Raw genomic sequence first — 22,514 nt, forward strand, 5'->3', positions numbered from 1 at the left:
AATATATTTCAAAGATTCGTCATTCCCAACTTGATTGGGAATCTTAATGCATTTTTAAAGGCTTTAAGATTCCCTCCTTCGCGGGAATGACGATAACTTTAGTTATAACTAGTGACTTTTCATTTTCCCAGCCACTTTTTCAAGCGTGCTTTTTAATTTGGTCAATGCGCCGGTAATGGCCAAATCGTAGGTATTTCCCAGGTTAGAAACTGCAATTGGTTCTTTACCGGTAATCCTGGCTTCCAACAAACATCTTTTATCATCTAAACCATCTTTACTGCCGTTTTCATCAGATAGATGAACTTCTAAACGCGTAATTAAATCGCTGTATCTGCTCAAACCTTCACTCAACTGGGTCTGGATTTTTTCGTCGTATTCCTGGTGTATGGTTAAATTTTTGTCGGTATTCAGTTGGATCGTCATAATTAAAAATATTAGGTTAAATTTATATTAGGTTAACAGATGAGTGAGGTTAATTGTTTCTATGGGTTAACTGGTTAATCGTATAAATTAGTTAACTGTATAAGTATGAGAACGATGATGCAATCGGTTAAAACAGCCCATTGTTTATAAACCAGATTGAAATGAAAAGCCCGTAAGTGAGGAACGAGCGCGGACTTGTAATGAAAAGCAGGACTGCACAATCCCAAATGCACAGAACCCCTCATTTCCAAATAATGGTTAACTGTTTAAATTGTATAAACTGGTAAACTGTTGAAGCAAGAAAACTATTATGTAACTGAGTTAAAACAGACCATTGTACCTAAACCTGGTAGGAGCGAACACGAGTGTAGCGAAGTAAAGCGGATAACAGGACTACACCAACTGAAATGCACAGAACCCTTCATTTCCAAATAGTGGTTAACTGTTTAAATTGTTATAACCGGTTAACTGTGATATCCTACGATTAACCGATCTAAACAGTTAATCGATTAAATCACTATTTTTTTTAACTTTTCAACAAAACAGCTGTAAAATGCTTATTCGTGTTATCTTTATGGCTTTTGTAAATTAATTTCAGTTTTGGCTAAAGACACGAATAAAGAAACCCCGTTAATGCAGCAATACAACGCTATTAAAGCGAAGTATCCGGGTGCACTTTTACTATTTAGGGTTGGCGATTTTTATGAAACCTTTGGCGAAGATGCCATTAAAACGGCACAGATTTTAGGTATAGTACTCACCAGAAGAGGCACTGGCCCAAATGGTGGCGCTTTAGAACTCGCCGGTTTTCCGCACCACTCTTTGGATAACTATTTATCTAAACTGGTTAGGGCTGGTCAGCGTGTGGCGATATGTGATCAGCTTGAGGATCCTAAAACGACAAAAACAATTGTTAAACGTGGTGTAACAGAGTTGGTTACGCCAGGTGTAGCTTATGGCGATAACATCGTAAATCAAAAATCGAATAATTTCCTGGCCTGCGTTTTCTTTGATAAAACACAACTGGGTGTTTCATTTTTAGATATATCAACAGGTGAATTTCTAATTGCACAAGGCAACAGCGATTATATTGATAAACTTTTACAGGGCTTTAAGCCAACAGAGGTTATTTTTCAGAAATCTAAAAGACAGGTATTTACCGAAAACTTCGGCGATCGTTTTTATACTTTTGGCTTAGATGAATGGCCTTTCACCACTGATTTTGGGAACGAAACCCTGATGAAACACTTCGAGGTTTCATCTTTAAAAGGTTTTGGGGTGGAGCGTTTGCAGAGCGGAATTGTGGCTGCTGGCGTTATTTTGCATTATCTGGGTGAAACTGAGCACCGTAATCTGCAACATATCAGTTCGATTGGGCGTATTGAGGAAGACCGCTACATGTGGTTAGATCGTTTTACCATCCGTAACCTCGAATTAGTGAATTCGCCAAACGATAACGCGGTAACTCTTTTCGATATTCTGGATCATACCTGCACCCCAATGGGTGCGCGTTTGTTGCAGAAATGGATTATTATGCCCTTAAAAGAGCTTAAGCCTATCCAGGAACGACTTGGTATGGTGGAGTATTTTGTAAAAAATGAAGAACTACAAGGCGAATTTCTGAATAACATTAAACAGATTGGCGATTTAGAACGACTCATTTCCAAAGTGGGCCTGCAGCGTGTTGGGCCAAGGGAACTGGTTGCTTTAAAACGCGCACTTTATCATATTGAAGCGGTTAAAAAACTGGCTGCTGATTCTAAAAATCCTTTTCTGATTAAAATAGCGGATCAATTGAATCCTTGCCTGGCCATCCGGGAAAGGATTGAAAGGGAATTACAGGCCGAGCCACCAGCATTGCTGATCAAAGGAAATGTAATTGCGGATGGAGTTGACGAAGATTTAGACCGCTTACGTAAAATTGCCTTTGGTGGTAAAGATTATTTGGTTCAGATCCAGAAGCGTGAAGCAGAAGCAACGAGTATTCCATCACTAAAAATTGCCTTTAATAATGTTTTTGGCTATTATTTAGAGGTTACCCATACTCATAAAGATAAGGTGCCAGAGGGATGGATCCGTAAACAGACGCTGGTAAATGCCGAGCGCTACATTACGCCTGAACTTAAGGAATACGAAGATCAGATTTTGGGTGCAGAAGAAAAAATACAGGCGATTGAAATCCGTTTGTATAACGAACTGATGTACGAAACAGCCAGTTATATCAAACCGATCCAACTCGATTCATTTTTAATTGCGCAGTTGGATTGTCTATTGTGTTTTGCACAGTTAGCCGCTAAAAATCATTATAACAAGCCAAAAGTTACCGAAAATAAGGTGCTTGATATTAAGGGGGGGCGTCACCCGGTAATTGAAAAACAGCTGCCTGTGGGAGAGGAATACATCACCAATGATGTATATTTAGATACGGAAAGCCAGCAGATTATTATGATTACCGGTCCCAATATGGCGGGTAAGTCGGCCATTTTAAGGCAAACCGCACTGATTGTACTGATGGCGCAAATGGGTTCCTTCGTTCCTGCCAAGGATGCAGAAGTGGGTATTGTAGATAAGATTTTTACCCGGGTAGGGGCATCTGATAATATCTCTTCAGGAGAAAGTACGTTTATGGTCGAAATGAATGAAACGGCCAGTATCCTGAACAATATTTCAGATGATAGTTTGATCTTACTGGATGAGATTGGCCGCGGAACGAGTACTTATGATGGTATTTCAATTGCCTGGGCAATTGCCGAATTTCTACATCAGCATCCAACAGCTCGACCAAAAACCTTATTTGCTACACACTACCATGAATTAAACGAATTGGCCAATACCATGCCGAGAATTAAAAACTTTAATGTATCGGTAAAAGAAATGACCAATAAGGTGATTTTCTTAAGGAAACTGGTACCAGGTGGCAGTGAACATAGCTTTGGGATACACGTTGCGAAAATGGCCGGTATGCCAACAAAATTAATAGGACGTGCCAACGAGATCCTGAAGAAACTGGAAATAGACCGTACGGAAGGGCAAAGTATAAAAGACAGCATTAAAAAAGTACAGAACCAGGCTTATCAGTTACAGATGTTCGCGATTGATGATCCTGTTCTGGTGAAAATCCGCGACACGCTGAATAATCTGGATGTAAATGCATTAACACCTGTTGAGGCACTGTTGAAATTAGACGAAATACAGCGGTTGATTAAGAATTAGGGAAGGTGTGGGGTGTAAGGTTTAAGGCATAAGGTCTTAGTCATCCAATACCCCATGCCATTAATATTGATACAATGGAAATAACCTTAAACCACTCACTTTATAACTTAGGCCTCAAAAAAAATGTTTTCTATTTAATAGCGCTCATGCTATTCCTGTCATCCTGTGGAACAAGAAAGTATACCGTTAAAAGTGACTCCAAAGCTTCTAAAGCTGCTGATGCCATGGCGAATTTAAAAAGCAAGCCGCTTTACCGTTTCATAACCGATTGGACAGGGGTGAGGTACCGTTTTGGCGGATTGGATAAAAATGGTGTTGATTGTTCGGGTTTTGCTTTTTTACTGGAAAAAGAAATTTATGGCGTTACGTTACCAAGGATTTCACGCGATCAGGCCAATGCGGTAAGAAGAAAAGATATTGATAACTTAAAAGAGGGGGATCTTGTGTTTTTCTCTTTTGGTGGCAACGATGTAGATCATGTGGGTGTCTACCTCAATAATGGTTTTTTTGTGCATGCCAGTACTACAAGAGGGGTAATTGTAGATGATTTAACATTACCGGCTTATCAAAAGGTTTTAGTCAAATCAGGATCGGTTAATTAGTTTTTTTTCAGGGCGGGGCGTCATTTCGACTGAAGTGCAACGAAATGGAGAAATCTTTAATATGGGTTTATTCATTCCCAACTTGATTGGGAATCGTAATGTCTTGGTAAGGTTGTTGGTTTCATTAAGATTAGCTTCGCTGAGCACTTCGTGGTTCCCGCCTGCGCCTATCGTCTGGACACATCTTTATTAAGTATTTTTAGGCTTTTTGCTAACCAACTTTAATAAAGCACGGATTTTAACCAAGGACGCCGTCAATCCCAAGAGCCGGGGAAAATCAAAAAAACAGGCGCACAACAGTAAAAACGGCACTAACAAACCTGAACGCAGTGGTTTTGTGTTCATAACCGATGATTTAATTTTAAAGAATATTGAACACAAACCCCGCAGGGCTCAATCAGACCGAAGAAAACACACACACAATACCTGATTAAACGAAGTGTCGCTGTTTTTTTGATGCGCGTGAGATTGTGCAAAAGGCTCATTGCTGGATCCGATAGCCATCGGATGACAAAGCGCTTTGGGTACTTTGGCGCTCCAAAATGCGCAGCATTCTTGAACACAGCTAAAAACAACATTAACTGTGAAAAACTACCATGCCCCGCGGCATAGAGCGATAGAAGAATGTTATAATTAATTGTGTCCACACGATAGGCCTGCGCGGGAATGACGGCCAACTGTTCAGAATGACATCCGTAGTTAAAACAAACTTCATCTTTTTTCGTTATCCATTTATGCGTATATTTTTTCTAATCTGCTTATCTTTAATTACTTATTCTGTTAATGCGCAGGTAAAACTGCTCAAATTAGATGACTTGGACAAACGCATCGCCAATGGAAAAGACACAACCTATGTAATCAATTTCTGGGCTACCTGGTGTTCGCCATGTGTGGCAGAATTACCGAATTTTGAGAAATTACGTTTAGCCAATTTAAAAAAGCCGGTAAAGGTACTTTTGGTAAGCTTGGATTTTAAATCTAAGCTGCAAAAGGAAGTGATTCCATTTGTTGAGCAACATAAGATTAATGCGGAGGTATTTCTTTTAAATGAGCCCGATCAGCAGCAATATATTGAAAGGATCGACAAAAAATGGTCAGGTGCTATTCCAGCTACATTGTTTGTTAACAAGAAAACCAGGCAATTTTATGAGAATGAATTTACCGAAACAGAACTGAAAAATACTTTGTTAAACTTAAAATAGATCATCATGAAAAGATTGATTTTAATGACTTTTATGCTCATTTCAGGAGTTGCATTGGCTCAAACTGAAGGTTATAAAGTAGGCGATATAGTTAAAGATTTCTCGCTGAAGAATGTAAACAACAAAAACGTTTCACTCGCCGATTATAAGGATGCCAAAGGTTATATTATCGTTTTTACCTGCAACACTTGTCCGGTAGCAAAAGCCTACCAGGAGCGAATTGCGGCATTAAATGCTATTTACGCAACTAAAGGTTACCCTGTTGTGGCCATTAACCCAAACGATGCAGGAGTTGTTCCTGAAGAAAGTTTCCAAAAAATGCAGGCTTTGGCATCTGAAAAGAAATTCAATTTCCCCTATCTGTTAGACCCTGATCACCTGGTAACCAAACAATTCGGTGCAACCAGAACACCGCATGTTTATGTACTGAACAAAACTGATAAAGGAAATGTAGTAGAATATATCGGCGCTATTGACAACGATCCGGAAGAAACAAACAGTACAAAAGTGGAGTATGTTAAAAACGCAATAAATGAATTATCGGTTGGTAAAAAACCTGCAATTGCTTCCACTAAAGCGGTTGGTTGCAGTATCAAATGGAAAAAAGGTTAAACATACCTTAACCACCATTGCCGGTGTGTTTCTTTATATTTTTTAAACCATCGGCAAGGCAAATACAAGGCTGCTACCACACCAAACCATATTAGATATACGATTGGCAAACTAAAGCCAAATGCCGCTGGTCTGAACAAAAACGGTACCTGCACAATTTCTTTAGTGTTATGTCCACTGGCAAAAAATATCACCACCAAGAGTGTATGTAACAGGTAGAAGTGTATTACATAATAGAAGAATGGTACAGCGCCATACACAGAAGTCATTCTGGTAAACCAGTTACTTAGGTTTTCGGTGAAAGCCAAAAATATGATAGCCGGACCTAAAGTCATAGATATATATTGCAATGAAGGTGGATATTTGCTTACATTGAAAAAAGCAAGTAAATTCTTGAACAGGTCATGATATTCTTTTCGAGGAACAGGATCGCCATATACATTGACCAACCTTAAAGCAAAAAAAAGTAATATAGTAAGCGATCCGACAATTAATAAATTACGCTGTCTGCGTTTCGCTTCGTAGCTTTTCTTAAACCAGGCCCCAATTCCATAACCGATAAACATAACACCAGTCCACGGGAGGATGGCGTAAAAAACACCAACTAAATGATTGCCGGACAGCGGGACAACCGTCCCGGAAGCCGTAAAGAATATCTTCAATATTAATCCGCCGGTTGGATCCTGAGGTGCAGGGAATAAATTGAACATATTATGGCCAAAAACCAGTATTAACCCAATAATCAATACTGTTTGATAAGAAATACGACTTACGAGCGCCAAAAAGACCATGCTCCAGCCAATGGCCCAGATGACCTGAAGAATAATGAAATTGTATTGCAGATTAAAGGTTAAGCCAAGTGATATCATTGCGATTTCGATAAAGACAAGCCAAAGTCCACGTTTAAATAAAAAAGCACTAGCTTGTGCCGGCGTTTTATTCTGAGCAGATAAATAAGCGGATAATCCGGACAAAAAAACAAAGGTTGGTGCACAGAAATGGGTAATCCAACGGGTAAAAAATAACATCCCGGTAGTGGTTTCAGGATTTAGCGGATCGCCAGTCATGGCACCAATATGAAAGAAATCTCTCGTATGATCCAGCGCCATAATGATCATCACTAATCCGCGAAGGATATCAACAGATAAAATGCGTTTAGACAGGGTAGTGTTACCGGCATTCATAAAAACAGGTTTGGTTGTTTAAATATACGCATTCAGAATTATTTTTACAGCCATACCTGATTACCTTAGGACATCAGAAGTAGACCTGAATCGATTTTCATAGATTGTGTAAGAAAATCGATTTAGGAATAGTCTAATTGACTATCATGATTTTGATGTTCGAAAAATTATCATAATATTTGTTAAGGGCTAACCAAATACTACGCTACCATTATCACTTATATGAATTGATAATAGAATGTGTTCCGTTCCTTAAAAATTAAACCAAAATATCATATACATCATAATGAAAAGAAGAACATTTATACAAAACACAGGCCTGTTAGGGGCAGGAGTTGTTGCATCGAAATTTTCTTTTGCGGCCAATCTTGCACCAGAATTTCCTGTGGTACGTGTAGCTGCCGCAAAACGACACTTTCAAAGTAAAGCTGTAGATGCTGCCATTAAAACCTTCCAGGCAAACGTTAAAAATCCTGAATTGGCCTGGCTGTTCGAAAACTGTTTCCCAAATACATTAGATACTACTGTTTATCATTCAGAAAAAGATGGCAGGCCAGATACTTATGTCATTACAGGCGACATTGATGCGATGTGGTTACGCGATAGTTCTGCCCAGGTTTGGCCTTACCTTCAATTTGTAAATGAAGATGAGCCGCTAAAAAAATTGATTGCCGGTGTAATTATCCACCAAACCAAATGCATTTTAAAAGATCCTTATGCCAATGCTTTTTATGGCGATGCCACCAAAGTAGGCGAGTGGAAAACTGATAAAACCGCTATGCAGCCGGGTGTGCACGAACGCAAGTGGGAAATTGACTCCTTGTGTTACCCTATCCGCCTGGCTTACCACTACTGGAAAAAAACAGGTGATAAAACACCATTCGATGCCGATTGGAAAAAAGGAATTGAGGCCACTTTAAAAACTTTTAAAGAGCAACAGCGCAAAGCAGATAAAGGGCCATACCATTTCCAAAGGGAGACCACGCAGCCTACCGATTCGTTACCAATGGCGGGTTATGGTTTTCCTGTAAATCCGGTTGGATTGATCTGTTCTGCATTTCGTCCGAGTGATGATGCCACCATTTTTCCTTTCCTCGTTCCGTCTAACTTTTTCGCCGTATCTAGCTTAAAGCAGGCCGCAGAAATGATCAAAGCCTTAAACAGCGATAAAACATTAGAAAGTAGTTTATTAAATCTTGCCGATGAGGTAAACGCTGCGCTTCAAAAACATGCTGTTGTAAATCACCCTAAATACGGCAAAATTTACGCCTTCGAAGTGGATGGTTTTGGCAGTTCGTATTTAATGGACGATTCGAACGTACCTAGTTTATTAGGTTTACCTTATCTGGGCGCCATGAAAATTGAAGATCCGATTTATCAAAATACAAGGAAATTTGCGCTTTCTAAAGATAATCCTTACTTCTTTAAAGGTACAGCGGCAGAAGGTATTGGTGGTCCGCATGCTGGTCAGGACATGATCTGGCCAATGAGTATTACCATGCGCGCGTTAACTTCTAAAGATGATGCCGAGATTAAATATTGTATAGATACTTTGCGTAAAACACATGCCGGCAAAGGTTTTATGCACGAGTCTTTTAATAAAGATAATCCTGAAAACTTTACAAGAGCCTGGTTCGCCTGGTCTAACACCTTATTTGGTGAGTTACTTTGGAGAACCTATCACGAAAAACCAGCTTTATTAAAAGTTTAATATAACCAACCGTATTGATTGGCGTTAGTGACTGAGTTTGATATTCAGTTTAATTTCTAGTCAATACGGTTTCAGGTTTCTTTTACAACCCGATGTTAAATACTATGAATTTATACATCAATTGGGAATAAAACGACCAGTATAATGTAAAAGCGCTGTTAGAACAGCTATTACTTTTTTTTACTAATGTAAATATTTGTAATTTGCTCCAAATTATCTCCTTAAAGCATTGCAAAATTTTAGTAAAACCATTCTTAATGATATCGAATCTATAAGTAAGATTCCTGCAGTTGCACATATTTTAGAAATTGTTTGTAGAACCACAGGAATGGGCTTTTCTGCTGTGGCCAGAGTAACCTCTGATAAATGGACCGTGTGTGCTGTTCTTGATGAAATTAATTTTGGCTTACCAATTGGTGGAGAACTAAAGTTAGAAACGACCATCTGTAATGAAATCAGGCAGCATCAGCAAGCCGTTGTGATTGACCATGTTGATGAGGATGAGAATTTTAAGGGACATCATACACCAATGATGTATGGCTTTCAAAGTTATATTTCGGTTCCGATTATTTTAAAAAATGGCGACTTTTTTGGTACGCTCTGTGCTATTGATCCCAAACCGGCTAAGCTGAAAAATCCAACAATCACAGGTATGTTTACCATGTTTGCTGATTTAATTGCCTTTCATTTAGACGCACTGGAAGAATTGGCAAAAACAGAACAGGAACTCAAAAAAGAACAGGAAATAGCTGTTTTAAGAGAGCAGTTTATTGCTATTTTGGGCCACGATCTACGAAATCCACTAAATGCAATATCGAATAGTGCACAGCTTTTAGCGCGTTTAAATTTAGATGAACGTGGTGGCCGTATCGCTAAAATTATTAAAGATTCATCTTTTAGAATGAATGGTTTGATTGAAAATATGCTCGATTTTGCCAGTGGTCGTTTGGGAGAGGGAATTACCATCAGCAAAACACCAGACGAAGATCTGGAGAAATTACTTCTCCAGGTAATTGAAGAGTTACAGGCCATTTGGCCATCGAGAGACATTAAGGTAAATTTTAATTTCGCTTTCCCTGTTCATGCAGACGGAAAGCGGCTCGCGCAGCTTTTTTCTAATTTATTGGCTAACGCTTTAAATTATTCCCCATCAGATTCTACCGTAGAAATTACCGCATTTAGCAATACCGAAGAGTTTAATCTTTGCGTAGCGAATATGGGCAAACAAATACCAGCTGCTGCTATGGAGCGCCTGTTTCAGCCGTTTTCGAGGGGGGAAGTAGAACCCAATCAAAAGGGCTTGGGTTTAGGTCTTTACATTGCCTCAGAAATTGCAAATGCGCATGATGGTACTCTTGACGTATCTTCTACACCTGAACAAACCTGTTTTACCTTACGCTTACCTTCACAAAAATGATCACTGTTCACGATAGTTTGCCAACATCAACACTTTTAGAAGTGAAGGTGGGAGAGGTGATAACAGACGGAAAGGGGCAATCTGGCACCGTTATAAGTATTGAAATCAGTGAAACGGATGAGTTTTTAATGTTTCTTTTCCAATTGGAAGGTGGCCACATTATTGTTAAGAAGCTTAAGCAGATTTGCTAGCTACTACCTTTTACAGACTCCAATAGACTGGTCGTCATCTCGACTGAAGCACCGCGGAATGGAGAGATCTAATTAGTTAGATTTAGCTTCGCTGAGCACTCCGTGGTTCTCGACTGCGTTGCACTCCCCTCGAAATGACGGCAACTCGATGAATTTTTATACGTAGATTAATGCTTTCACTTATATTAATTTTATAAAATAAATTATTCCCCGGGAGGACAGTTGCATAGATAAGTTAATCTTATAAAATTGGCCTTGGATCGAATATTACCTGAAAGGATTTAATCTTGCCGTCTTCCAGTTTGTACCAGCCGCTTGAAAATATTGTTTTTTCACCCATGTTGATATCATACCACAGGCAAACTTCTTCCTGATCTACAAATACCTTTTTGACATCGTATTTGAATTTCATCTTTTTCATGTCTTTTATATATATATCAGCTCCATTTCTTTCGCCCATTACACCTTTAAAAATCATATCGTCTTTCAATTGCTGTCTGGCCAAATCAAATTCTTCCGCATTTAATGCATTGATAAAATCAAGTACAACAACTTTTGCATTATGTTCGGTTGTTATCTTATTGGATGTACGCATGGTATTTCTTTTATGATAAAACGGAAATTTGCAAAGGAATGTTTGAAATGAAGAGACTTAAAGCGTAAATAGACAGATTTTAATAATAATGTTGTCATTCCTGCGCAGGTGCCATCGTGTGAACACATCTTTTTTAAGAATGGTTTGGGCATCATGCTAGCTGGCTTTAATAAACCACAGTCTTTACCCGAAGGACGCCGTCAATCCCAAGTGGCGGGAGAATCAAAAAAACAGGTGCACAATGGCTCAAATAGCATTGCCAAACCTGAAACGCAGTAGTTTTGTGTTCATTAGCATTGAATTTAAAATTTAATATAAATTGAACACAAAACGAAGTGCCACTGTTTTTTTGATGAGCGTGGGCGGTGAGAAGCCACATTGCTGGATCCGATAGCCATCGGATGACAAAGCGCTTTAGGTACTTTGGCGCTCCAAAATGCGCAGCATTCTTGAACACAGCTAAAAACAACATTAACTGTGAAAAACTACCATGCAACCGCGGCATAGAGCGGAAAAAACAACATTTATCTCCAAGTATATTTTTAAGATATTAAGTTTGCCATTAGGAGGAAAGATGCTGAAATAAATTCAATCTAATTCAATCCTATAAATCATCACCTGATCTCCGTGCTATCCTTCAAAATTATACACTTTCCCAACCTGCGTTTTAAAACTGTATCTAAAATCATTTCCTGATTTTTCTTCGGCAATGCCTTTAATTTTTTTAAGCGCATTCGGACTTCTCACCAAACAATCTTCGCCTGATAAGGATTTGATTGATAGTTTCACAACTTTACCATCCTTCCATTGCAGATCGGTAATTTCGAAATTACCACGGGCCCTTAAACCCTGAATACTTCCCGCTGCCCATTGATCAGGCAGAGCTGGTAAAAATTGTAATTCGCCAGCCTGGCTTTGTAAAAGCATTTCCGAAATACCTGCGGTATAGCCAAAGTTTCCGTCAATTTGAAAGGGTGGATGTGCGCAGAACAGATTGGTATAAATTCCACCGCCTTTGTTATAATCGGTACCTGAGCCACCAACAGGCGTGATAAAGTTTTGTAAGATTTTATAGGCATGGTTTCCATCCTGCAAACGTGCCCAGAAATTCATTTTCCAGGCCATAGACCAGCCAGTTGATTCATCCCCGCGGGCAGTTAAAGTTACCCTGGCAGCTTTTGCGAGTTCCGGCGTTTTAATGGTACTGATCTCTCTGCCAGGATGCAAGCCAAAGAGGTGTGAAATGTGCCTGTGTTGGTCAGTTGGATCATCGCGATCGGTTTCCCACTCCTGCAGCTGACCCCATTTTCCAATTTTAGGTTTTAATAAATGTGCTTTTAAATCAGCAATGTGTTTTTTGTAATCTGCATCAATACCTAAAACTTCAGCAGCTTCAATATAATTGGTAAACAGATCAAACACAATTTGTTGATCATGCGTTACTCCATCTTCGGTTGGTCCATGTTCTGGCGACCAGCCCAATGGAGATACCAATGTTCCATCTGGTCTTCTTTTCAAATGATCATCCCAAAATTCAGAGATTTCTTTTATAATCGGGTAAGCGAAATTCTTCAGGTAGTTTTTGTCTCGTGTAAAGGCATAATGTTCCCAAAGCGCCTGTGCATACCAGGCACTTCCAGGGGTATTCCATAGAAAACTCATGCCGCCAAAAATATTATTTTCGGTTTTTACCGTCCAGCCTCTGGTATTGGGATACTGCTTGCGGGTTGCTATAGCACTTACTTCTCTCATGCTATTAATATAATCCAGGTAAGGAATCTGGCACTCTGATAGATTGGTCGGCTCAGCCAGCCAATAATTCATCTGGATGTTGATGTTCGAGTGGTAATCGCTGCCCCAGGGTGGGGTATTACTTTCGTTCCAAAGCCCTTGTAAGTTGGCCGGTAAGCCGCCTGGTCTTGACGAACTGATTAACAGATATCGGCCATATTGAAAAATTAAAGCTTCCAGTTCCGGGTCGGCTAACTTTTTATAATTGATCAGCCGCTGGTAAGTAGGCAGTTTTTGGGTGTCGGCATTACTTGTTCCAAGGTTTATAGCCAGGCGATTATATAAACGGCCATAATCCAGGATATGCGTTTTTAAAAGTTTATCGTAACTTTTGGTTTTAACCGCATTTAAAACACGCTCAATTTTAGTCGCAGGTTCTTCACCTTTCCAGTTTTGCCCGCGTTTGTTGATGTAATTGGTAGCTGCAGTAAAAATCAGGGTAACCGCATCTGCATCTGTTATTTTTAATTTTTCGCTGTCACCATCTTTAACAGCCTCAAGCTTCCCATTTTCTATTTTAACTACAGCAGTAGCCTGGTAAGTCATGCCGTTTGGTAGTTTACCACTGATTTGAATGGTATTTCCGCTGGCTTTTATAGTACCATCATGTGCATCCTTTAGGCTAATCATGGCTGAATAAGCTTTTTTCTGGTTAGCGGTGAAACGCAGCACCATCACTTTATCCGGAAAGCTGCAAAAATACTCACGTTTAAATTGGGTGCCGTTTTGTGTGTAGCTAATGGTATGCAATGCGTTAGTAATATCCAGTTTGCGGCTGTAGCTGGTAAATTGCTGATCTTTATTGTTGAAATCGATAAACAGATCGCCAAAGGCCTGATACATGCCGCGGTCATTTTCATCACCGGTCCACAACGTGTTATCGTTAAACTGAATGTGTTCCTGATCAACACCGCCAAAAATCATCCCGCCAATGCGGCCGTTGCCAATAGGGTAGGCTTCCGTCATCCATTTTGTGGCGGGCTTGTTATCCCACATCGTAAAAGCAGGATTTTCTGTGTTTTGGGCCAGTAACCTGTTGGTGAAGCAGAGTAGTAAGCACGATAATACGGCGCAAACAATGTGTTGCCTGTAATTTAAAAGCATGTTGGTTATTTGATTAGTGTGTAAATCAAAGATATATAAAATAGAATAGGTGACATGGAAAGCCAGGCAATAAAGCATCGCGATATTTGGCAAATTATTCAACTATTTAAGCATTAGATTTACTATAAGATCTCCAGATCTTAACATTTTGGGTTTGAATTTTCTTCATAAAAGCTGAGATCATTGATAGCGATTTCTAAAACATTTGAAAGACTACAAGAAGTCGTCATTGCGAGTAACCATCAGGTCAAGTGGCCTGAAAAAAATAGGAATGACGTCCTATATGCGCTTTCTACATTATTAGGTTTAAGATTTTACATCCTGTAAAACTCAAGAGGGCTAAGATGTTTATGGTGGTCGTAAAAATTAAAGACTATGCTGTTTAATTAACCACCTTAGACAGTAAGAATATCTAATGCATTAAATAATCCTTTAGGCTTTCACACCATAAAGAAGTATAAGAACACGTAAGCTTATATGGTTCTTAAATGTCTTATATGGTCAAAAAAATAATACTGAATATCAGTATCTACATAAACGTCATTGCTAGGTAAGGGGCAATCCTAATGCGATTGCAAGTAGCTACCGTTGTAAGATTGCTTCGTCGTGCCTCCTCGTATCAGATAGCTATCGGATGACGAATTTCTGATGGAATATGTGAATAGTAACTATTCTGATATTTTGTGGATAGGACTGATAGATTTTATATATTTGATATAACACTAAAACGTTTTATGTAAATGAAGTTGCTAACCAAATCCTTAACCATTCTCTTAATGGGAGTTATTGTGAGCCTGCACCAATCTTATGCGCAAACTAAACTAACGCCATACGTAAACACCTTTATTGGTACCGCACCATTAACTGATCCTAAAATTTTAGGGTATGAGTTGCCACAGGGCTGGCGATCGTGGGCTGGTTTAACTTTTCCGGGTAGCTCATTGCCTAACGCGATGGTGCAATTAAGTCCGGTTACAGAATTTGGCTCTGGCGCGGGCTACGAGTATGAAGACGATACTATTTATGGTTTTGCACACACCAATAAAGGCCACTGGAATCTCTGTAACATCCCCATTTTACCGCTTTCCAATCCTGGGAATAAGTTTGGATCAAAGTTTTCGCACAAAAACGAAAGTGCGGCACCAGGGTTTTATCAGGTTTATTTGGATGATTATCAGGTAAATGTAAAGCTTACTTCAACATTAAGAGCCGGATTTCATCAGTATGAATATAAAAACAATCACGATCGGCAGATACTATTTCTGCTCGGAAAGGCCAATAGTGGTGTTTCTACCTGGAATATCGAGCAGGTTGGCTCTTCCGCTGTAAAGGGCTTTCAGGGTGGTGAGAATATTTATTTTTATGCAACTATAAACGGCAAAATAGATAAACTTAATCAAACAGATGTTGGCAAACGCTCGGGTTATGCCATTATCCATTTAACTGATGGAAATACAGGACCCGTAGAATTAAGAATCGGACTCTCGTTTGTGAGCACTACCAATGCCAAAGAGAATTTAGAAAAAGAAATAGGTAATAAAACTTTTGTTCAAATCCGTAACGAAGCGACTGCAAAATGGGAATCACTTTTATCAAATATCCAGGTAAAAGGTGGTACTGAAAAACAAAAACAGATGTTATATTCGTGCCTGTACCGCTCATTCTTATGGCCTGCTTTGCGCAGTGATATAAACGGTGAATTTAAAGATGCAAAGCACAATGTGGTAAAAGGAAATTTCAATTATTATACGGAGCCATCGCTTTGGGATACCTACCGCAATAAAGATGTGCTTTTAGGTCTGATTACACCTAAAGTAACCTTAGATGTAATTAAATCAATGAAAGATGTTGGCGATAAAACGGGTTTTATTCCCACATTTTTTCACGGCGACCATGGTGCCTCTTCAATTGCAGGCGCTTATTTGAGGGGGATAGATGATTTCGATATTAAAGGAACTTACCAGATTTTATTGCGTAATGCTAATGTGGATGGTGGGGCCCGTCCATTTGTGAAAGAATATATCGAGAAAGGGTATATTTCAGACCCTGATATTAAAAATCCGCATGTAGAAACCAAGGCCAGGGCAGGTGTTTCTAAAACGCTGGAGTATGCCTATGATGATTATTCGCTGGCCCAAATCGCTAAAAAACTAGGCGATAGCAGCAATTACCGCATCCTGATGGCCAGGTCGAAAAACTATAAAAATATGTTCGATCCAGGTACACGCTTCATGAGGGGCAGATTAGAGAATGGCGACTGGATTAAACCTTTTAATCCACAATACCCTTATTACGAATATATGTACAGAGAAGCCAATGCATGGCAGGTTTCGTTTTATGCTCCTCATGATATGAAAGGTTTAATCGAGCTATATGGCGGAGCAAAAGGCTTCGAATCCAAGTTAGATTCTTTGTTCACTGTGCCCTGGAACCCGAAATATGTAGCAAGGAATGTTGAAACCATGATTGGTCAATACTGCCAGGGCAACCAGCCGGATCATGAAGCTCCTTTTGCCTATACCTTTATTGGCAAGCCAGAAAAATCACAAAAAATTATTGATAAGATCTTAAACGAATTATATGGTATAGGGGCCGGTGGTTTGGCGCTTTCAGGAATGGATGATGCCGGCGAAATGTCTGCCTGGTATGTATTCAGTTCTTTAGGTTTGTATACATTCTCTGCCACTGATCCAGAATACCTGGTTACCGCTCCGCTTTTTGATGAGATTAAATGGAAAACCAGTACGGGTAAATTGTTAACGATCAGCAAACCTGGTAAGGGAAGGGGCATTACCAATATTAAAGTTAACGGGAAAGCAAATAATGGATATTTCATCTCCCATGATTTGTTTAAAAATGGAGGTAAAGTAGAGATCGTTACACAATAAGCTTATTTTAAATAACGATTTATTTAAGAAAGAAAATCTATTTAGAAAGCGGTTTCATAAATAGGAAACCGCTTTTTTGTTGATTTTTAATTGGTTATTGATAAAGAATTATTTTACAATAAATTTTCACTTTTAGTATAAAAATATTAATATTGATTTGAAAATCAGGTTATTGACTCAAATATTGTTAATTGCATGAGAAGATATACTGTAACACAAAGAAGCAGATACCCCCTTGTTTTTATTGAGATAGCTGGCATCTCAATATTTTCTGCTTATTGGCTGTGTAAACAGTACGGCTGGGATTGGATTATGGGCATTGCTATTTTCGTGACTTGCCTTGTCGCTATTGGGATGCTTTTTTTTCGGTTCAGAATTTTCCGTTACATTTTTTCGATCGTGTTTTCATTGGCCTGGGGATTTTTGGCCTTTATATTCGCTTCCAGTGCAAGCAAGTCTAACTTGAGCCATTGGATAGCCCTTATCTTAGTGTTCATTATAAGCCTTTTTATCCATCGTAGCTATTTTTATATCGAAACCAACAGTAAAAAGATAGACTTTAGGGCTTAATTAAAAATACACTCAGGATTTTAAGAATTAAGCGTGCAAGGGGATTAAAATCAGTTGATAAAATATTTTTATTTTGGTGTTGAATCACTAAACTTCCTTTTCAGATGATAATACCGAAATAACAGGCGGTCATACCATAGAGCACCTAGCAGCATTACAACAGGAAGTAATAATATTTTTAGCTGAAAATGCTGATATCCCAGTCCACCCAACATTCCGCCTAAAAAGAATCCGCTTATGATCATGGTTTTAAGGAAAATACTCCTGCGTATTGCTTTATATACTGAGTTTTCTTTGTAAAGCAATAATTGAGAAAGTTCTATACCCAAATCTGTGAAAAGTCCTGTCAGGTGGGTGGTTCTCACTACAGACTGCGAAACCTTGGTTACCAACGCATTTTGCAGTCCCATCGAAAATAATAAGGCCGAAGCTATAACTGATGGATACGTCTGATACCATTCAGGAGCTAAAAAGCAGGTCAAACTGATGGAAAGCATGACGCCGATTTCCAGAGAGATAGGGATAATATAAGAATTGTGGGATCTGTATTTTGATGCCCATTCCATGATCAGTCCTGATACAAAGGCACCGGATAAAAAAAACAGTATATAATACAGATAGGTAAAAGCCATACTATAGTTCTCCAGGAAAAGTTGTTCAGAAAAAAATGCAAAATGTCCGGTTACATTTGTTGTTAAGGTATGTACCGACAAAACCCCGGAGATATTCACAATCCCCGCCACAGTTGATAAGATCGAGGCTAGTTTTAGATTATGGGAATAGGTACGGCCTTTCCCTTTGTGTCTGAACATCTGTAGATTCTTTACCCGCTAATTTACAAAATTCAATCGCAATCCCATTTAATAATGATCTCCGTTATATTTTGTATGCAGAAATATGGAATCTGTGAGAAACTTAAGGTACTACACATTTAAACATATTGGCAAACAAATACTGATAAAATTAATAGTATTGAAATTGGATATGCTGTTTTTAATTTTCCATTAAAGCTTTGCACCTATCAATTATTCACAGCTTAATTTTTAGATGTTTGTAGCGTCTGGCAGTGTTTTCACCAATGTACACCACATATTCGATTGTGATGCAAAGAATGATCACCATGCCCAACCAAATAAAGCGGCCACAAGCTTTTCGAATATTTTTTTTACGTTATCATGAGGAGTATTTAAAGTTCAGAATTTGTTTATTTATATGTATAAACTTACGTATTGATCATTCTTTGCATATTTTATACGTCAGTTCAAATTGTTGATTTTTTATTCAGTGAAAGACAATTCTTAGCACATTAATCATTGAAATGTCATTGTGGCCGGGGATTTGCAGGGTGACAGCTGAATTAATAATCTTCCTGATATGATCAAAAATCTCTTGTTTACGCTTCTAACCATCTCCATCACATCAACAATTTTCATTTCCTGTACAAAGTCAGTTGACGAAAAGCTGGAAGACCTTAAGAAAGAAAAGCTTGCTTTTGAAAAAAAAGTAGCAGCAATTAAAAACGATAGCCTTAGAAAACAAGCCAAAGAATTTGGCGGAATGCTTTTCTGGTTCCAGGAGATTGACCTTGAGAACGAACGTCCGCCAAAGGATACGGTATATGATGAAAATCCATTCCTTATCCTAAAAGATTATGGTTCTACAGGCGACATGGCAAGTAATTATTTAGACGGCATCTTAGTGGAGAAGGACGAGTCTAGAGGTGATAAAATTGAACTGAAACTTCATTACCCCTTTGCCCTTCCATTTGCCCAAAAAACATCCTGGAAAAGTGTAAAATTTAACGACAATTCCAGTACAGACATTATTGAGGATGAAAATAACTCCCTCATCAGCAGACAAGTGGTAAGAACCAATTGGAACAACGAGGAAGGATTTGATATCCTTTATCCTGATGAAAAATCCTATTCAGCAGACCCCGTTTCCTTAAACGGTTCTGTCGAAGCACAAATCCCGAAAGCCATCTTAAAGTTTACTTTCGCCGGCAATGAAAGAGGTGACACCAAAGAACAGCATGGCATCAAAGTGAAACTAGCAAGTGTTAAAGGGCATGCGGTAAGTATAGAGGTTGAAAATCCCAATAAAACAGACCCTGCCGTGGATACCGAGAAAATGGATTTAGTGACCATTTTGGCAACTGACAAAACAAAAAAGTTTTTGCACCAAAGTGGATCTTCCAGCGGTTCAGGCGAAATGTTTGATTTTTACAAAAAACTTTTAAATGAGGTTGTAGACAATCCGGAGAAAGTAGGCACACTACAAAAGGACCTGGATGAGGAGCAACGTAAGTATGATGAAAAGCATAAAAATAGGTCATACTATTCCGCTTACTTTAAAGGCACGGTAGAGGATGTGGTGATTTATGTGATGGATTATTCAAAAGCTACGATCCGGAAAAAGAACTTTTCATTGCCGGTTTATTCTTTTAAGGCAGCTGAAAGAGGTTATAACAGCACTGCTCCATACCAGGAAGTATTTGACATCCCAACTTATGCCACGGCCTACGACCCTGCTGTGGATAAGCTTTTAAGTACAAAGCCAGAGCTGTATGCAGGAGAAATTGGCAACAAAATTAAAATTGATCAATCGTCCATGACTTACACAACTCCATCGGGTGATCAAGAGAAATGGCGGGTAAGCTTCGAATATCCGGAATTGATGAGTTCTTTTTTTATTAATAATATAAGCCGGTACGAGGATGCAAAAGAAGTTGCCTTTTTTGAGGAGCAGGATGGAAAGCAAATCTCCATTCCAAAGGATTCGATTGACTATGGTAACGGGGAGTTTAACGGCACTGTTCCTGTGGTTGAATTTAACAGATCCAGCCTTAATTTTGTACCCAAGGGAATACTTGCAAAAGCAAAGTATGTTAAGGGAGTAATGCAGCTTAATCTTGCCGAAATTTCCAAAGCCAGTTACCGCATCGATCAACTTCCTCCAGGAATCACGGTATCTGGCAATAAGGTGATGGTTGACGAGGCAATAATAAAAGATAAGATCTTAATTTATCCAAAGAATACTTCGGGAAGGTATTTAAAGAAAATTACTTCCGCGAGTTTCAGCAGGGGTGATAATTTCGGGCCTCATATAAAGGCAGACTATTATTACGGGAAACCTTTCCTGCTTGAATGCTACCTGTTGAAGGGCAATCACCTTGTTGATTACCACTTCAATGTGAAATTAACTTATGACGAGCAGAAAAAAGAGGAAAAAACAAAATCAAAATAATCAATATTTCAGGTACCTTAAGCATAGCGGGTACTTGAAAAATTTTGAACACTAAGCATACCACCTTAGTTTTCCATATTACTCAAACCTGATGTTGTGCCATAATTTTCGTATCTTAGCATAACCAAAAGGGTAATCACCCAATTTAATCCTTTGATTAAAAATCCCCAAAAAAACATTCTAAAGTCCACCTTCACCCCACATTTACCCCACGTTTAGGCCACCTTCCGCCCAGGTCTGCTTCGTACTTACTTGCACGCTACTTTACACTTACTTCGGTTGAGTTTTAGCCTTGGTATAGATCAGATAGGTTAAAGATTTATCTTGCTTTCGATTGGTGGGTTAACAATAGCCAAAAAAAAGGTGAGGAGAAAGTTAACCTAAGGTATTGTTGGTGTATAGCTGTGTCGGAGAAGGGCAGGTAAATAGGCAATAAAGGGCTGTTTGGGATTTTAGCATAGTGAAATCCTTTTTAAATAAAAATCCCCTAATGAGAATTGGAGGATTTTTATGATCCCGCTGGGATTGGCTCAGCCCCACAACCCCGAACCCGACCCTGAGCCTTTTACAAATCGAACCCAGGCCGGCACTTCTGTTCGAATCCCAAACGGGAATAAAACAAAAAAGAGGCTGTCTCAAAAGTCTCTTTTTCAAAAGTTGTGCAAAATAAAATTTGTCTCAAATCTTTAATAAGACCAAAAAGGGCAATTTTCTAAATTGAAAATTGCCCTTTTTACATTCGAGTCTGACCATTTTTGGTATTCTGCCAAATTAAATTCCGAGAAGGCTGTCTTGTTTTTATTTTTGAGACAGCCTCTTCTTGTGATCCCGCTGGGATAATAACTTAATAATCCAAGCGGTACTAAATGAGCAAGTTATAAATAATAGTTAGTCGTCATTTCTGATTGGGCACCAAATTGGGCACCAGTTATTTCGATACGATTTGATTAACTTTCAAGAACAATCTTCAAATCAAATATATAAAAAATGTATGTCTATTTTGTAGAAACTTCTATTGCAAATATCTATTATTTCAATTCCTTTTCGTCAATTCAATGGGCATCTATCAAAATATTTCTTGAATAATTTATATTTGATTGATTACTCTCAGAAATTATTAAATGAATACTCCACCCCGGTGAGTTTTTCTGCCAACATCCACAACTTGCTTGCAGGGTCGAGGTCTTTTGCCTTTGGGAATAACTGCAGGTCCTGGCGAACCTTTGAGATGCATAAATCCTTAAGGTCCCCAATAAGTTCCGTTCTACACAGCGGGGTCTGTTGCCACAAACGGGGACGCTAAAGCAGCTTTATCGGCGGCTTGCGAGATTAATGTGTAACGATCTTTTCGATTATAAAGCCGCTTGTGGGCTGAAGATTGGTAGGCGAAACTCCCGTATGAACAGCGACAGAAATGGTCTTTGAGCCAGACACGGCTAACCTCCTGGTCAGTTCCAAGGCGAATGCTAAGTTGGCAAGCTTGGCCTGTCCATATGCTTCGAAAGGCTTATATTTTTTCGTTCAGTCATGATATCTTCAAAATCAAACTTTGCAAAATTAGCCGCTGAGCTCGAGGGCGACACCACTCGCGATGCTGGAGTTGAAATCAGTAATGGTAAAGTAAGCATGGCATCAGCTTTTTAGGATTAAAACTAAACTTGCCCAAAGCGTCTTGCGCCAGATAATGTAACGTGGATGCTTTTGCGAGCAGCCAATTTTATCAAACCATGTGCACCATACTTTTGGTTTAAACTGAAAGTCTACC

Annotated in this window: 14 protein-coding genes; 9 read left to right on the plus strand and 5 right to left on the minus strand. The window is 39.0% G+C overall.

The genetic code is table 11. From position 1 onward, the window contains the following. Window positions 1-108 precede the first annotated feature (108 nt). Window positions 109-423, minus strand: a complete 315-nt coding sequence (locus FFJ24_RS07760; RefSeq protein WP_138820914.1) for an HPF/RaiA family ribosome-associated protein — start codon at window positions 421-423, stop codon at window positions 109-111. 600 nt (window positions 424-1,023) lie between these two features. Between FFJ24_RS07760 and mutS the strand changes: the two genes are divergently transcribed. The 4 genes from mutS to FFJ24_RS07780 all read left to right on the plus strand — a co-directional run bounded on the left by mutS (window position 1,024) and on the right by FFJ24_RS07780 (window position 6,052). After that, entirely contained in the window at window positions 1,024-3,636 is a 2,613-nt protein-coding gene (gene mutS / locus FFJ24_RS07765; RefSeq protein ID WP_138820915.1) for a DNA mismatch repair protein MutS, read from the plus strand. A gap of 74 nt (window positions 3,637-3,710) precedes the next feature. Beyond that, window positions 3,711-4,238, plus strand: a complete 528-nt coding sequence (locus tag FFJ24_RS07770; RefSeq protein WP_138820916.1) for a C40 family peptidase — start codon at window positions 3,711-3,713, stop codon at window positions 4,236-4,238. Between the two features lie 686 nt (window positions 4,239-4,924). Continuing rightward, window positions 4,925-5,440: a TlpA disulfide reductase family protein gene (locus FFJ24_RS07775; protein WP_246862765.1), complete on the plus strand. Its 516-nt coding sequence runs from the start codon at window positions 4,925-4,927 to the stop codon at window positions 5,438-5,440. Between the two features lie 6 nt (window positions 5,441-5,446). Further along, entirely contained in the window at window positions 5,447-6,052 is a 606-nt protein-coding gene (locus FFJ24_RS07780) for a thioredoxin family protein (protein ID WP_138820918.1), read from the plus strand. Here FFJ24_RS07780 and FFJ24_RS07785 read toward each other — a convergent pair. Then, a complete protein-coding gene (locus FFJ24_RS07785) occupies window positions 6,049-7,236 on the minus strand; it encodes a DUF1624 domain-containing protein (RefSeq protein WP_138820919.1) in 1,188 nt (395 codons plus the stop codon). The two genes, FFJ24_RS07780 and FFJ24_RS07785, sit on opposite strands and share 4 nt — an antisense overlap. Window positions 7,237-7,522: 286 nt before the next feature. Here FFJ24_RS07785 and FFJ24_RS07790 point away from each other — a divergent pair, with 286 nt between their 5' ends. The 3 genes from FFJ24_RS07790 to FFJ24_RS07800 all read left to right on the plus strand — a co-directional run bounded on the left by FFJ24_RS07790 (window position 7,523) and on the right by FFJ24_RS07800 (window position 10,555). Then, window positions 7,523-8,947, plus strand: a complete 1,425-nt coding sequence (locus tag FFJ24_RS07790; RefSeq protein WP_138820920.1) for a glycoside hydrolase family 125 protein — start codon at window positions 7,523-7,525, stop codon at window positions 8,945-8,947. A gap of 229 nt (window positions 8,948-9,176) precedes the next feature. Then, a complete protein-coding gene (locus tag FFJ24_RS07795; RefSeq protein ID WP_138820921.1) occupies window positions 9,177-10,364 on the plus strand; it encodes a GAF domain-containing sensor histidine kinase in 1,188 nt (395 codons plus the stop codon). Further along, entirely contained in the window at window positions 10,361-10,555 is a 195-nt protein-coding gene (locus tag FFJ24_RS07800; RefSeq protein ID WP_138820922.1) for a hypothetical protein, read from the plus strand. Before FFJ24_RS07795 ends, FFJ24_RS07800 begins: the two co-directional genes overlap by 4 nt. Before the next feature lie 241 nt (window positions 10,556-10,796). Here the strand turns inward: FFJ24_RS07800 and FFJ24_RS07805 are convergent, their stop codons facing one another. After that, a complete protein-coding gene (locus tag FFJ24_RS07805; RefSeq protein WP_138820923.1) occupies window positions 10,797-11,150 on the minus strand; it encodes a nuclear transport factor 2 family protein in 354 nt (117 codons plus the stop codon). A 630-nt stretch (window positions 11,151-11,780) separates the two neighbouring features. Further along, window positions 11,781-14,045, minus strand: a complete 2,265-nt coding sequence (locus tag FFJ24_RS07810) for a glycoside hydrolase N-terminal domain-containing protein (protein WP_168202408.1) — start codon at window positions 14,043-14,045, stop codon at window positions 11,781-11,783. Between the two features lie 740 nt (window positions 14,046-14,785). Here FFJ24_RS07810 and FFJ24_RS07815 point away from each other — a divergent pair. After that, a complete protein-coding gene (locus tag FFJ24_RS07815; RefSeq protein WP_138820925.1) occupies window positions 14,786-16,933 on the plus strand; it encodes a GH92 family glycosyl hydrolase in 2,148 nt (715 codons plus the stop codon). 638 nt (window positions 16,934-17,571) lie between these two features. Here FFJ24_RS07815 and FFJ24_RS07820 read toward each other — a convergent pair. Then, on the minus strand, window positions 17,572-18,315 hold the full coding sequence (locus tag FFJ24_RS07820) for a YoaK family protein (protein ID WP_138820926.1): 744 nt from the start codon (window positions 18,313-18,315) through the stop codon (window positions 17,572-17,574). Between the two features lie 562 nt (window positions 18,316-18,877). Here FFJ24_RS07820 and FFJ24_RS07825 point away from each other — a divergent pair. Then, window positions 18,878-20,749, plus strand: coding sequence for a hypothetical protein (locus FFJ24_RS07825; protein ID WP_138820927.1), 1,872 nt, complete (start codon window positions 18,878-18,880; stop codon window positions 20,747-20,749). Window positions 20,750-22,514: the final 1,765 nt, after the last annotated feature.

This window comes from Pedobacter sp. KBS0701 (assembly GCF_005938645.2).
GTDB lineage: Bacteria > Bacteroidota > Bacteroidia > Sphingobacteriales > Sphingobacteriaceae > Pedobacter.